Genomic DNA, 13393 nt, shown 5'->3' with positions numbered 1-13393 from the left:
GAGGCCGGGCGCGTGAACGTGGCTGTCGCTCACCTCTTCGTCATTGCGCTCGCCGGCGTCCTGGGCGTCGGCTGCACGTCGGTCCACACCGTGAGCCGGTCCGACGCGGAGGCGCTGGCTGGGGTGACGGAGGATCTCGGCGGCAAGACGGTCGAGGTCGTTCACGGCGTCGCGCGTGAGCGCGGCACCCGCCTCCGCGTACACGAAGACTCGACACGCTGGCTCGCGGAAGACACGCCGCGCTCGGTGCCGACGGACAGCGTCCGCGCCCTCGTCGTGGATCCCCGAGCATCGAACGTGAAGCTGTGGGCGGGTGTCGGAGCGGCCTTTTTCGGACTCGGTACCGCGCTGAGTTGCAACGACGACGACATACTCATCGATGATCTGTGTGTGTATCTCGTATCTCTCGCTGCGGTCGGCGGTGCGCTGACCTTCGGGTTCTACGCGGTCGTTGGGTCGGAGCGGGTGGAATACCGACTCGTAGAATGAACGGTCCGTCGCTACCTTTCGTCCCCACGTCCGAACACTCACATCGCCCCACGTCCCCGTGACCGAACAGGAAAAGCAAGACCTCATCCGCCGCCTCGAAGGGTGGACGCCCCGCGCCGGCTCCTCGGCCGACGACGAACTCCAGCGCACGCTCGAACGGATGGTCGGCGTCGGCGCGTGCCGCGTCGGGATGCGGGCGTCGGAGACGGCGACGGGCGCGCAGGCCGAGCCGTCGGACGCCTGCGCCCTCGCCCCGCCGATCGCCCGGCTCATCGACCACACCGTGCTGAAGCCGGACACCACGGCTGACGCGATCCGCGCGCTCTGCGCCGAGGCCCGCGCCCACTGCTTCGCGAGCGTGTGCGTCAACCCGTGCTACGTCCCGCTCGCCGCCGAGGCGCTGCGCGGCGCGGTCCCGGCGGTCTGCACCGTGCTCGGCTTCCCGTTCGGCGCGAGCCGCGCGCCCGTGAAAGCGTTCGAGGCGCAGCAGGCCGTCCGCGACGGGGCGACGGAACTCGACATGGTCCTCAACGTAGGCTTCCTCAAGAGCGGGATGTACGCCGAGGTCGAGGAAGACATCCGCGCCGTCGTCGACGCCACGCGGCAGGCGTCGAGCGGGCGGGCGCTCGTGAAAGTCATCCTCGAAACGGCGCTCCTCACGGACGAGGAGAAGGTGATCGCGTGCGTCCTCGCGCAGAACGCCGGCGCCGACTTCGTCAAGACGTCGACCGGCTTCGCCTCGGGCGGGGCGAGCCCGCAGGACGTGGCGCTGATGCGGCGCGTCGTGGGCGAGGGGATGGGCGTGAAGGCGTCGGGCGGCGTCCGCTCGTACGAGGACGCGATGGAGATGGTGGCGCACGGCGCGAGCCGGATCGGCGCGAGCGCGTCCGTGGCGATTGTGCAGGGCGGTGGGGCCGGCGGCGACGGGTATTAGGAGCGGAAGAGCCGAGGAACGAAAGAGCCGAGGAATCGATGAGCTGACGTTTCCCCGTTTGAAAGAGCGTCCCCCCTCCTCGGAGGAGGGGGACAGGGGGAGGTCGGCCGCTCGTGAGGGCGATCAGACAGGGCAGATTCGACCGCACGTTGCGAGTAGGCGGTAGCCCTGGACGTTTCCCCGATGCGTAGCCTCTCCGCTTCCTCGGCTCGTTATCTTCGGGGCGACCCGCTCTCCATTTCCCCCGCCGATGATCCGCCGTCTCCCGCTCGCCCTCCTCCTGATCGCCCTGCTCGGCCTCACCGCGTGCAGCGGACCCCGCGAGACCGACCGCGACCCCGAGCCCGAGCCCGTCGACGAGCGGGAGCAGCCGGCGTACGAGACCTTCGACCCGGCCCCGTACGACGCCGAGCCCGCCCCCGTCGACGCCGCGATCCAGCACGACGTGCCGGCGATGCTGATGGACGGGGAGATCGAGATGCCGGAGATGGAGGGGCCGCGCACGGTGCAGGGCTACCGGCTGCAGGTCTTCTCGTCGGCCGACAAGGCGGCGGCCGAGGACGTGCGTGACGAGGCCGACGGGTGGTGGCGCGTCGTGCGCGACGACCTCGACGCGGCGGCGGCGTTCCCGAACGGGCTCCCGATGGAGGTCTACTTCAACCAGCCGTACTACCGCGTGCGGCTCGGCGCGTTCGAGTTCCGGCGCGAGGCCGAGGCGGCGCTCCCCGTCATCCAGCGCCGGTTTCCCGAGGCGTTCATCGTCCCCGACGTGGTCACGCTCGGCGGCACGGGCGGGCAATAGTCGAGCGACTCACCGCTCGGACTCATCGGCCTCGACCTCGCCCTGCACGACGTTCGTGAAGTGCCGCCGCGCCTTCCCGCCATCGAGCACGAAGGCGTTGATGAGCTGGAACGTGCCGCGCTCGCTCTCCATCGTGAACTCGACGAAGAGGCTGCCGTCGAGATCAACCTTCCGGTTGATCTCGACGGAGGAGATCGAACCGTGGAAGTCGAAGAAGGCGGCGTACTGGTCGCGGATGGCGTCGCGGCCCTGCTTCGCGCCGAACTCGAACGAGAGCATCTCGGCGTCGTCGTGGTAGAGCCCGGCGATGCCGTCGGCGTCGCCGGCGAGGAGGTGCTGGCGGTGCTGGTCGAAAAAGGAAGCCATGAAAGGAGAGGGGAAGGGGAAAAGAGAGAGGAGCCGGTTATACCGGAGCCCGCCCGCAAAGTGCCCACCCGTCGCCCGTTCCGCTACTTCCGCGCGTACCACGCCGCGCCGACGATCCCGGCCTCGTTCGTGAGCGCCGCCGGCTTCAGCTTCGCCCGCGTCTTGAGGAGCGGGCCGTACTCCGTCCACCGCTTCTGCCGGCTCACGCCGCCGCCGATGATGAGGAGGTCGGGCGCGAGAATCGTCTCGACGTAGTCGAGCGTGTCCTGCACGCGCTCGGCCCACTCCTCCCATTCCATCTCCTCGCGCTCGCGGACGGAGTTCGCCGACCAGTTCTCGACGATGTCGCCCTTCCACCGCATGTGGCCGAGTTCGGTGTTCGGGACGAGGTCGCCGTCGACGATCACAGCGCTGCCGACGCCGGTGCCGAACGTGAGCAGGACAACGGTGCCCTTCTTCCCCTTGCCCGCGCCGAAGCGGGCCTCGGCGATGCCGGCCGCGTCGGCGTCGTTGAGCGCGGCGCAGCGGAGGCCGGTCGCCTTCCCGATGAGCTTCTGCGCGTTCGTCCCGATCCACGCCTGGTCGATGTTCGTCGCGGTCTCGACGACGCCGCGGCGGACGCGGGCGGGGATCGTGCAGCCAAGCCTCCCCTTCCACTTGAAGTGCTCGACGATCTCGGCGACGGTCACGGCGACGGCCTCGGGCGTCGCGGGTTGCGGCGTGGGGATGCGGAGCCGGTCCGCCGTCAGCGTGCCCTTGCGGACGTCGACGAGCGCGCCTTTGACGCCCGTTCCGCCGATGTCGACGCCGAGCACGATTTTGGGAGCTTTCTTCTTCGCCATACCCTGACCATCGGTTGGACGGAGCGAGGCCGAGCCCAGCCTCGGTTCCGTGTGGGAGAGAACCGTGGAGCAGGGGGAATCTACGCGTTTACCTCGAAATACTGCACGCTGAACAAATCCTCGGGGTCGGTCCACGCCTGGCGGAGCACGAACCCGGACGCGGCGGCGAAGCGGGCGAAGCCCTCGACGGTGTACTTGTGGGAGTTCTCGGTGTGGACGCGCTCGCCCTCGGCGAAGTGGAACGCCTCGCCGTCCACGGTCACGGTCTGCTTGCGGGTGCTGACGAGGTACGTCTCGATCCGGCCGAGGTCGTCGTTCCACACGGCGCGGTGGCGGAAGCCGTCGGGGTCGAACGTGCCGTCGAGCTCGCGGTTGATGCGCGTGAGGAGGTTGAGGTTGAAGGCGGCCGTGACGCCGGCCGCGTCGTCGTACGCCGCTTCGAGCGTCGCGCGGTCCTTCTTCAAATCGACGCCGATGAGGAGGCCGCCGCACGTCCCGTCTTCGCCGCAGGCGACCTCCGCTGCGTGGTCGAGGAAGTCCGCCGCCTGCGCGCGGTCGAAGTTGCCGACGGTCGAGCCGGGGAAGTAGACGACGCGCTTGCGGGCGTCCGTCAGCGGCGGGAGGTCGAAGTCGGCCGTGTAGTCGGCGGCGACGGGGAGGATCGGGAGGCCGGGGTACGCCTCGCGCAGCGTCTCGGCCGTGGCGAAGAGGTGGGCCTGCGAGATGTCGATGGGGACGTAGGCCGCGAGGTCGTCGAGCCCGTCGAGGAGGACGCGGGTCTTGAGGCTGGAGCCGCTGCCGTACTCGATGAGTGCGGCGCGCGGCCCGATGTGCGCCGCCATCTCGTCGACGTGCGTCTCCATGATGGCGAGCTCGGTCCGCGTCGGGTAATACTCCTCGGTCTCCGTGATCCGGTCGAAGAGGACGGACCCGCGCTCGTCGTAGAAATACTTGCACGGGATCGCTTTCTGAGGGCGACCGAGCCCGGTCAGCACGTCGGAGCGGAACGCCTCGCGGTCGGTGGTTTCGGCGGGGGCGTCGGGCAGGGAAGGGGAGGCCATGGGCGAAAAATTGGGACGCAGGACCAGACAGGGCGGCGCCGTCGGAGAAGGGAGAGGGGGTGCGTGTGGGTGCAGGGGAGCTTGGAGGTGTCGGAGGGCTTCCCGTTTCAAGTTTGAGAACCTCCCACACTCCCGTACCGCCAAACTCCCGCACGCGCTTTACAGGTCGCGGGCGAGGCGGATGCCGGTGAACTGCCACGTCGCGTCGGCGGGGAAGAAGTTGCGGTACGTCGGGCGGATGTGGGTCGGGCTCGTCGCGCAGCTCCCGCCGCGCAGCACGAACTGGTTCGACATGAACTTGCCGTTGTACTCGCCGAGCGCGCCGGGGAGCGGCTGGTAGCCGGGGTACGGGGAGTACTGGCTTCGCGTCCACTCCCACACGTCGCCGAAGAGCTGACGGAGGCGCGGCGGTGTGGGCGCACCGTCGCCGCCCGCGACGCGCTCCGGCGGCGTCGGGTGCAGCGGGCCGTCCTCGGCGAAATTGCCTGTCATCGGAACGCCTTCGCTGGCGACCTCCCACTCGAACTCGGTCGGGAGGCGGAGGCCGGCCCAGCGGGCGTAGGCGTCGGCCTCGAAGTACGAGATGTGCGCGAGGGGCTCGTTCGGATCGACGGGGCGCATCCCCGAGAGGGTGAAGTGCCACCACGCGCCGTCGCGTTGCTCCCAGTAAAACGGCTCGGACCAGCCGTGCTCCTGCACCGTCGCGAAGCCTTCGGAGAGCCACAGCGGGGCACGAGCGTAGCCGCCGTCCTCCATGAACGCGAGGTACTCGCCGCACGTCACGAGCCGGTCGGCGAGGGCGAACTGTTCGACGAACACGCGGTGGCGCGGCGTCTCGTTGTCGAACGTGAACGGCCCGTCGCGCTCGGGGAGGTAGCCGACCTCGTGGAGCCCCTCGTCGAAGGCGACCCACCGGATCGGGCCGGGGTCGGGCGCGGCGGCGTACGCGTCGCCGCTGCGGTACGCCGGGCGGAGGGGGTTGACGGAGAAGACGTGCTTGATGTCCGTCACCATCAGCTCCTGGTGCTGCTGCTCGTGGTTGAGCCCTACGCGGACGACCTCGGCGAGCGGGCTCTTGACGTCGCCCGGCATCCCTTCGAGGAGGCGCTGCATGGCCTCGTCCACGTGCGCACGGAAGGCGAACACCTCGGCGACGGTCGGGCGCGAGAGGTAGCCGCGCTGGGCCCGGCAGTGGCGCTCGCCCGCCTGCACGTAGTACGAGTTAAAGAGGAAGGGGTAGCGCGCGTCGTAGAGCGCGTAGCCGTCGAGGTGCTCGGCGAGGACGAACGTCTCCCAGAACCACGTCGTGTGGGCGAGGTGCCACTTCGTCGGGCTCACGTCGGCGTGGGACTGGACGACGTAGTCCTCGGTCGCGAGCGGCTCGGTGAGGGTCTCGGTGAACGAGCGGACGGCGCGGTACTGCTCGGCGAGGGGGAGGGCGAGGAACGCGTCGCGGGAAACCGCGGGGGAGAGGAGAGCGGGAGAGGACATGGCAGCGGAGATGTGGGGACGGGGTTCGAGGTGCTACGCCGTATCTCGTGCCGCGTTCTGATTCTGCCGCATCGGCCGGTTAACGAACGGGTCACATCGCCGCACGTCCGCTCGGGCGCGGCCCACCCCAACACAGGGGCTACGCTGTCTCTCCCCTTCGTACGTCGACGACGTAGAGGGAGCCGGGCTGTACCGTCGGGAGGAGCCGGCTCACCTCCGGCACCGCAAGCTCGATTACGCTCCGCTTGGTGCTCCGAGCGACGATCAGGATAACGGCTAGGTCGTACGCCGGCAGGTTTTGCTGGTGGTGCATGTTGGCGTCGAGCGTCACCATCACATCGAACTCCACCTCCGCCAGACGCAGCAGAGCCCCGTTCTTCATTCCGCTCCATCCGTGCTCGCGCACGTCACGACCTCGTGCTCGGGGGCGAAGGAGCGCTTGAGTTTGCGGTCCACGTTCTCGTCCAGCAGCACCCGCATCAGGCAGCGGAGAGCAGGGCATCCTTCGCCATTTCCAAGAAGGTGACTGCTTGCTCTCGGCTCACGCCTGGGAAGCCGTCGAGAAACTCGTCGAGGGTGTCGCCGCCTTCCAGATAGTCGAGTAGCGTCTGAACGGGCACGCGGGTGCCCTGGAAGACGGGCGTGCCGCCCATAATCTCCGGATCGGAGTGGTAGACCTCGTGACGTTCCATGAGTCCGTGTGCTGAGTTGGGTTCCGTGTGAAACGCTCGCTGCTGCCTTCCGATCCTGACGCCGTCGACCCCCTCCACAGCGAGCGTGCCGTGATGCTCGACGTTTACCACGTCGCGCTATAGCCCCTCGGGGCGGCGATAAACCACCCAGTCTCAACACATCAAGCTACCCTCTTGGCTCCAGCCGACAAAAACTCATCGGCCACCTCGAACCTCCCGGGTGCGAAGGCCTTACGGTTGCGCCGGACCTCGCGAAGGAGGAGCACACATGCAGACGCCCCATCCATGACCGAGATACCCGTGTCATCGGCATCGTGGTTTGTGAGGACAAGAGCCTTCCCGAGGAAGCCGTAGCCTTGTGTAAATGCATAGACCGGGCGATCCCACCGTAGCACGTATGGCTCCGTGCGGGTGAGCCACAGCGGGAGCCTCCTGTGCTTGACGCCGGAGGGGACGAATACGTAAGCGTCGAACCAGGTCCCGAGGAAGATCCCTGTTCCCAGGGCAGCAGCGACACCACCGGCGGCTAGCTTGAAGGTCAGCTCACCAGCGAGGGTCGCTTCAGCGGCAAAGAAGAGGGCCCCAGCCCACAGGAGAGTAGCACCGATCCGCATCCCAAGCGATACCCTCTGAGCGACCTCCGCTCCGGAAGGCTTCGCAGTTGGGGAGGGCCGCATATTCAATGGTCGAGCGGAATGAGACGGCAGCACGCAGTCATACAAGTAGTCCCGATAAGCATTGGCTGTACGGAAGATACAGGGTTTATCAGGCCTCAGCTTCGGCCAACTCCGTGGCGATGACGATCTCGCTTTCGAGCGTGCGGTGGACCGGACAGCGGTCGGCGATCGCGAGGAGCCTGGTGCGCTGCGCGTCGTCGAGGGCACCGTCGAGGGTGATCGTGCGGCGGAGGCGGTCGATCTTGCCCTCCTTCGTCTCGCACGCGGCGCAGTCCTGCGCGTGGAGCCGGTCGTGCTCTACGTGGACGGTGATGCCTTCGAGCGGCCATTCCTTGCGGTCGGCGTACATCCGCAGCGTCATCGCGGTGCAGGTCCCGAGCGCGGCGCCGAGGAGGTCGTAGGGCGTCGGCCCCTCGTCCGTCCCGCCCACCGCAATGGGTTCGTCGGCGACGAGGGTGTGCTGGCGGATGGCGACGCCGGTGCGGAAGCCGGCGGCCGGGGTGTGGACGGTGACGCGGTGGTCCATGTCTTCGGCGAGGGCGTCGGGGAGGGGGCGGTCCATAGGGCGAGGCATCGGTGAGGGGGAAGGGGAAGCCAAGGTAGGGGCGAGCGGATTCCTGCGCCGCACGTCTGCGTCTCGCGGCGTGGCGCGGCCGGTTCGTGACATCGGCGGGTGGACGGCGAACCCTCGGCGGTCGTATCTACGTCTGCTCCGCCGGCGGGCACTACCCGCCGTCGACGCGCCGTTATGGCTCCGGCGACCTGCTCGCCCCCTTTCGACTCTACGAACCGCCACGCTGATGATGAAAACGCTTCTCGCGCTCCTCCTTCTCGCGCTCGCCGCGCTCCCCGCGACGGCGCAGGAGAGCAAGATCTTCCCCTACGACTACGAAGTCCGCGACCTCGACAACGGCCTCCGCGTCATCGTCCTCCCGACGGACTACCCGAACATCGTCTCGCTCTACATCCCCGTCTCCGTCGGCAGCCGGAACGAGGTCGAGGAGGGCAAGTCCGGCTTCGCCCATTTCTTCGAGCACATGATGTTCAGGGGGACCGAGGCCTTCCCCGCCGCGAAATACCAGGCCCTGCTGAAGAACGCCGGCGCCGACCAGAACGCGTACACCACCGACGACCGGACGGTCTACCACACGACGTTCTCCAAGGACGACCTCGAAACGATGCTGATGCTGGAGGCCGACCGCTTCCAGAACCTCCAGTACTCCGACGCCGACTTCCGCACCGAGGCGCTCGCCGTGCTCGGCGAGTACAACAAGAACGCCGCGAATCCGGTCTCGAAGCTGTTCGAGGTTCAGCGCGAGGCCGCCTTCGACGCGCACACGTACAAGCACACCACGATGGGCTTCATCGAAGACATCGAGGCGATGCCGGACCAGTTCGACTACAGCCGCCAGTTCTTCGACCGCTTCTACCGCCCGGAGAAGACCGCGATCATCGTCGCTGGCGACGTCGAGCCCGACGCCGTGTTCAGCCTCGTCGAGCAGTATTGGGGCGATTGGGAGAGGGGGACGTACGCCGCCGAGATCCCGGTCGAGCCCGCGCCCGACGGCGCGCTCTACGAGCACGTCGCGTGGGAGAGTCCGACGCTGCCGTGGGTAACGGTCGCCTTCCGCGGCCCGGCCTCGTACGGCGCCGACGACGCCGACATGCGCGCCGCCGACATCATCGCGAGCTACGCCTTCAGCCCGTCCTCCGACCTCTACAAGAAGCTCGTCGTCGACGAGCAGAAGGTGGACCAGCTCTTCGCCTCGTTCCCCGACCGCGCTGACCCGGCGCTCCTCACCGTCGGCGCGCGCGTGAAGGACCCGGCTGACGTGTGGACCGTCCGCGACGAGATCCAGCGGACGCTCGCCGACCTCCGTGCGAACGGCGTCGAGGCCGAGCGGATGAACGCGATCAAGAGCAACCTCAAGTACGGCTTCGCGAACGGGCTCGACAACTCCGAGGCGATCGCGTCTTCGCTCGCCTCGTACGTCGCTGCCACGCGCGACGTGGAGACGGTCAACGAGATCTACGCCCGCTACGACGCGCTCACGCCCGCCGCCGTGCAGGCCGCCGCGAACACGTACTTCACCGATGAACGGATGATCGTCGTCACGCTCTCGCACGAGGACCTGCCGGGCGTGGACTCGAACGTCGGCTCCGTCGATGACCGCGTCGCCGACGCAGCGGCGATGGGCGGTGACACGATGGGTGGCGGCGCCGGTCCCGCTCCGACCGACCGACCGCCGATGGCGACGCTCCGCGTCGCCACGACCCCGAACGAGAAGGTGTTCGAAACCATCGTGCAGCGCTTGGAGTCGCCGCTCGTCGACTTCCGCTTCCTCTTCCTCACGGGCGCCGCCGACGACCCCGAGGGCAAAGAGGGCCTCGCCGAGCTCACCGCCCGGATGGTCGCCGACGCGGGGAGCAAGACGATGACGTTCAGCGAGATCCAGCAGGCGCTCTTCCCGCTCGCCGCCGGGTTCGGCACGCAGGTGGACAAGGAGATGACGGTCTTCGGCGGGCGCACGCACCGCGACAACCTGGAGCGCTACTACGAGATCATGTCGGGCCAGCTCCTCTCGCCCGGCTTCCGTGACGAGGACTTCCAGCGGCTCAAAAGCAACCTCATCAACGAGATCCGCGTCGGCCTCCGCTCGAACAACGACGAGGAGTTGGGCAAGGAGGTGCTCTACGAGATGATCTACGCCGGGCACCCCTACGGCCACCTCACGCTCGGCCACATCGATGCGGTGGAGTCGATCACGCTCGACGACGTGCGGCAGTTCTACCGCGAGAACTACACGCAGCGGAACCTCACGCTCGGCCTCGCGGGCGACGTGCCGCCGGCCTTCCTCGCCCACGTCGAGTCTGACCTGACGAGGCTGCCCGAAGGCGAGATCACGCGGCAGGCGCCGATCACCGAGCCCGCCATGCCCGACGGCATCACGGTCACGCTCGTCGAGAAGGACACGCGCGGCGCGGCGATCTCGATGGGCTTCCCGATCGAGGTCACGCGGAGCCACCCGGATTTCGCGGCGCTGTGGCTCGTGCGCTCGTACTTCGGCGAGCACCGCTCGTCGAACGCGCACCTCTTCCAACGCATCCGCGAGGCGCGTGGGATGAACTACGGCGACTACGCCTACATCGAGTACTTCCCGCGCGGGATGTACCAGTTCCACCCCGACGCCAACCTCGCCCGCTACAGTCAGATCTTCCAGATCTGGATCCGCCCCGTCCCGCCGGAGCAGACGCACTTCGCGATCCGCGCGGCGATGTACGAGCTGCAGAAGCTCGTCCGCGACGGGATGACGGAGGAGGACTTCGAGGCCACGCGGAACTACCTCCTCAAGTTCGTCAACGTGCTCACGCAGAGCCAGGGCCGCCAGCTCGGCTATGCGCTCGACTCGCAGTTCTACGGCAACCCGGCGTTCACCGAGTTCATCCGGCAGGGCCTCCAGAACCTCACGCTTGATGAGGTGAACCGCGTGCTCCGCGAGCACCTGCAAGCCGAGGACATGGCGCTCGTCGTCGTGACCCCGAACGCCGAGAACCTCGCCGACCGGCTGGCGAAGGACACGCCCTCGCCGATCACGTACAACGCGCCGAAGCCCGACGAGATCATGGTCGAGGACGAGGTGATCCAGCAGCTCCCGCTCGGCATCGACCGCGAGGACATCCGCATCGTCCCCGCCGACGAAGTGTTCGAAACGGGCGTGTTCGCCGAGTAGCGCGCCGCCGATAAGCGTAGCACGCTGTAGGGGCGACCGGCCGGTCGCCCCTACGTTGTTTCAGGGCCTGGTGTTAGATCGGGAGGAGGGGAGGGGAGAACGGCACGCTTCTGGGACCGGGGTCGATAGCGTCGCCACCACCACGAATTGGGGGAATTATTTACCCGATGGCGGCACTATTCCTCCCGCCCGGTACCCCTTTCCCCGCCCACGCCCAAAACGTACGGTCCCATGCAAACAAGAGTATCTCGCCTGCTTCTCCCCTGCGTGCTGCTGCTCGTCGCGTTCGTCGCCGGTTGCGACACGACGGACGATAGCGGCATCGCCACGTTCACCGGCCGCGTCGTCGAGGCCGACGGCACGCCGGTCGGCGGTGCGAACGTCGTCGCCCCTGACTACGGCATCACCGCCGTGACGAACGGCCAGGGCGTGTTCACGCTCAGCGTCGAGGTGGACAGCTCGCGCCAGGACATCGCGCTCGACATCTTCGCCGACGGCTATCAGGAGACGAGCCGCTCCGTGCTCGCCTTCGTTGACCAGGACACCCGCATCCCGGAGGTCGTGCTCATCCGGCGCGGCAGCAACGGCGGCGGCGACGGTGGCGGTGACGGCGATGGCGATGGTGACGGCGGCATCGACGACGGGGCCGATGAGCCCTCCGGCCCGGCCGCCAGCATCACGCTCGTGCAACGCTCCTCCCAGTCGATCGGCGTGCAGAGCGCCGGCGCGGACGAGACGGCCACGCTGACCTTCATCGTCCTCGACGCCTTCGGCAATCCGGTCGACGCGGACAACGGGGTCGACGTCAACTTCGTGATCGGCAACGGGCCCGGCGGCGGGGAGTTCATCGCGCCGGCCGTGAAGCGGACGAACGGCTCCGGCCGGGTGCAGACGACGATCTCGAGCGGCACGCGTGCCGGCACCGTGCAGGTCGAAGCCACGGCGACGAACCAGCAAGGCACCGTCATCCGCTCGCTCCCCGTCGTCGTCACGATCACGGGCGGCCTCCCGCACCAGGAGCACTTCACGGTCGGGCCGCAGCAGTTCAACTTCCCCGGGTACGACGTGAATGGGGTGATCAACCCCATCACGGCTATTGTGGGCGATATCTACGCCAACCCCGTCCAGCCCGGCACGGCCGTCTACTTCACGACGAACGCCGGCATCGTCGAAGGGGCCGGCACGACGGACGCACTGGGGCGCACGACGGTGTCGATGATTTCGGCAGCCCCGCGTACGTCGGGTGATCCTCCGGCGGTGTGCGACGGAGCAAGCCGGGAAGGGTATGCCCAGATCACCGCGACGACGTCGGATCTGAATCAGCAAACGATCACGGCAACCACCAGCGTGCTACTCTCCGCCCAGACGGAGATCGTGTTCACCGATGTCGATTCGGACCCGGATAACGGGGACCTGGGTAACTACGGCTTCCGCGTCTCCGACCGCTTCGGGCACCCGCTCGCGCCCGGCACGCGGATCGCCGTCACGGCCGACGGCGTGAACGTCGAGGCCGTCGGGGACGACCAGACCGAACTGGGCGACTACCTCTGCCCCGGCCCCGGTCGCACCGACTTCCTCATCAGCGTCGTTCAGGGCGATGAGACGAACGAGGACGACCTCCCGCTGCCGCCCCAGCTCGAGACGCTCACGATCCGCGTGACCAGCCCGAATGGGAACGCGCAGCTTACGCGCTACAACACGGGCAACCGCCCCGAGATCGTGTTCGAGCGGTTCGACCAGTAGCAGCCGTCCGATCCGGCTTTGATGCCGCCGGGGCCTTCGGGCTCCGGCGGCTTTATGTTGTGCCATGCCGGCTGTCTGGACAGGGACCCTCGAAACGATCTACCTCGCGCCCGATGCGGGTGCGCCGGTGCGGTCGGTCGCGGCGGTGCGGGCGGAGCCGGGGCGCGGGCTCGAAGGCGATCGGTACTGGAAGGGCGAGGGCTCGTTCAGCCGGTGGCCGGGGGCGCGGCGCGAGGTCACGCTCATCGCGGCCGAGGCGCTCGCCGACGCCGAGGCCGAGTTCGGCGTCGCGGTGTCGGCGGGGGAGCACCGGCGGAATCTCGTCGTAACGGGCGTCCCGCTCGGCGACCTCGTGAAGGCGGAGTTCTGGGTCGGGTCCGTGCGGATGCGCGGCGAGCGGGTGTGCGCGCCGTGCAAATACCTCGTCCGCGTCACAGGGCAGGAGGCCCTCTTCGACGCGCTCGTGCGGCGTGGTGGGCTCCGCGCGTCGCTGCTGAGCGAAGGCATGATTCGGGCCGGCGATACCCTGCGTCCGGCGTGAACGCGGCGGCGGTTCGGGCGTACT

Annotated in this window: 14 protein-coding genes; 6 read left to right on the top strand and 8 right to left on the bottom strand. The window is 68.2% G+C overall.

Features of this window, described 5'->3' with window-relative positions; translation table 11 throughout:
- Positions 1–18 precede the first annotated feature (18 nt).
- The 3 genes from ABJF88_04475 to ABJF88_04465 all read left to right on the top strand — a co-directional run bounded on the left by ABJF88_04475 (position 19) and on the right by ABJF88_04465 (position 2225).
- Positions 19–489 (top strand): hypothetical protein, encoded by a 471-nt coding sequence (locus ABJF88_04475; protein ID MEP0546164.1) that lies wholly within the window; start codon positions 19–21, stop codon positions 487–489.
- A gap of 190 nt (positions 490–679) precedes the next feature.
- Positions 680–1423 carry a deoxyribose-phosphate aldolase gene (deoC, locus tag ABJF88_04470; protein MEP0546163.1) on the top strand — a complete coding sequence of 248 codons (744 nt, stop codon included), beginning with the start codon at positions 680–682 and terminating at the stop codon, positions 1421–1423.
- Between the two features lie 250 nt (positions 1424–1673).
- On the top strand, positions 1674–2225 hold the full coding sequence (locus ABJF88_04465; protein ID MEP0546162.1) for an SPOR domain-containing protein: 552 nt from the start codon (positions 1674–1676) through the stop codon (positions 2223–2225).
- Positions 2226–2234: 9 nt separating this feature from the next.
- On the opposite strand, the gene ABJF88_04460 is transcribed toward ABJF88_04465, so the two are convergent.
- The 8 genes from ABJF88_04460 to ABJF88_04425 form a co-directional block, all read right to left on the bottom strand.
- Complete coding sequence (locus tag ABJF88_04460; protein MEP0546161.1) at positions 2235–2591, bottom strand: nuclear transport factor 2 family protein; 357 nt, start codon at positions 2589–2591, stop codon at positions 2235–2237.
- 83 nt (positions 2592–2674) lie between these two features.
- Positions 2675–3433 (bottom strand): polyphosphate--glucose phosphotransferase, encoded by a 759-nt coding sequence (ppgK, locus tag ABJF88_04455; GenBank protein MEP0546160.1) that lies wholly within the window; start codon positions 3431–3433, stop codon positions 2675–2677.
- Between the two features lie 80 nt (positions 3434–3513).
- Positions 3514–4494: an L-histidine N(alpha)-methyltransferase gene (gene egtD / locus ABJF88_04450; protein ID MEP0546159.1), complete on the bottom strand. Its 981-nt coding sequence runs from the start codon at positions 4492–4494 to the stop codon at positions 3514–3516.
- A 159-nt stretch (positions 4495–4653) separates the two neighbouring features.
- The gene (gene egtB, locus ABJF88_04445; GenBank protein MEP0546158.1) at positions 4654–5985 is read right to left on the bottom strand and encodes an ergothioneine biosynthesis protein EgtB; all 1332 of its coding nucleotides are present in this window, start codon (positions 5983–5985) and stop codon (positions 4654–4656) included.
- A gap of 139 nt (positions 5986–6124) precedes the next feature.
- On the bottom strand, positions 6125–6391 hold the full coding sequence (locus tag ABJF88_04440) for a hypothetical protein (protein MEP0546157.1): 267 nt from the start codon (positions 6389–6391) through the stop codon (positions 6125–6127).
- A 73-nt stretch (positions 6392–6464) separates the two neighbouring features.
- Entirely contained in the window at positions 6465–6677 is a 213-nt protein-coding gene (locus tag ABJF88_04435) for a DUF433 domain-containing protein (protein MEP0546156.1), read from the bottom strand.
- A gap of 161 nt (positions 6678–6838) precedes the next feature.
- Positions 6839–7354, bottom strand: a complete 516-nt coding sequence (locus tag ABJF88_04430; GenBank protein MEP0546155.1) for a hypothetical protein — start codon at positions 7352–7354, stop codon at positions 6839–6841.
- An 88-nt stretch (positions 7355–7442) separates the two neighbouring features.
- Positions 7443–7916 (bottom strand): OsmC family protein, encoded by a 474-nt coding sequence (locus tag ABJF88_04425; GenBank protein ID MEP0546154.1) that lies wholly within the window; start codon positions 7914–7916, stop codon positions 7443–7445.
- Between the two features lie 238 nt (positions 7917–8154).
- On the opposite strand from ABJF88_04425, the gene ABJF88_04420 reads away from it, so the two are divergent.
- The 3 genes from ABJF88_04420 (at position 8155) to ABJF88_04410 (ending at position 13369) form a co-directional block, all read left to right on the top strand.
- Positions 8155–11085 carry a pitrilysin family protein gene (locus ABJF88_04420; GenBank protein MEP0546153.1) on the top strand — a complete coding sequence of 977 codons (2931 nt, stop codon included), beginning with the start codon at positions 8155–8157 and terminating at the stop codon, positions 11083–11085.
- Positions 11086–11352: 267 nt separating this feature from the next.
- Positions 11353–12828, top strand: a complete 1476-nt coding sequence (locus ABJF88_04415; GenBank protein MEP0546152.1) for a hypothetical protein — start codon at positions 11353–11355, stop codon at positions 12826–12828.
- A 64-nt stretch (positions 12829–12892) separates the two neighbouring features.
- Positions 12893–13369 (top strand): MOSC domain-containing protein, encoded by a 477-nt coding sequence (locus ABJF88_04410; GenBank protein ID MEP0546151.1) that lies wholly within the window; start codon positions 12893–12895, stop codon positions 13367–13369.
- The last annotated feature ends 24 nt before the right edge of the window (positions 13370–13393 follow it).

Source organism: Rhodothermales bacterium (genome assembly GCA_039944855.1).
Classification (GTDB): Bacteria; Bacteroidota; Rhodothermia; order Rhodothermales; family JANQRZ01; genus JBBSMX01.
Note: the sequence above shows the minus strand (reverse complement) of the source record. Positions and strands in the feature narration are given on the sequence as shown.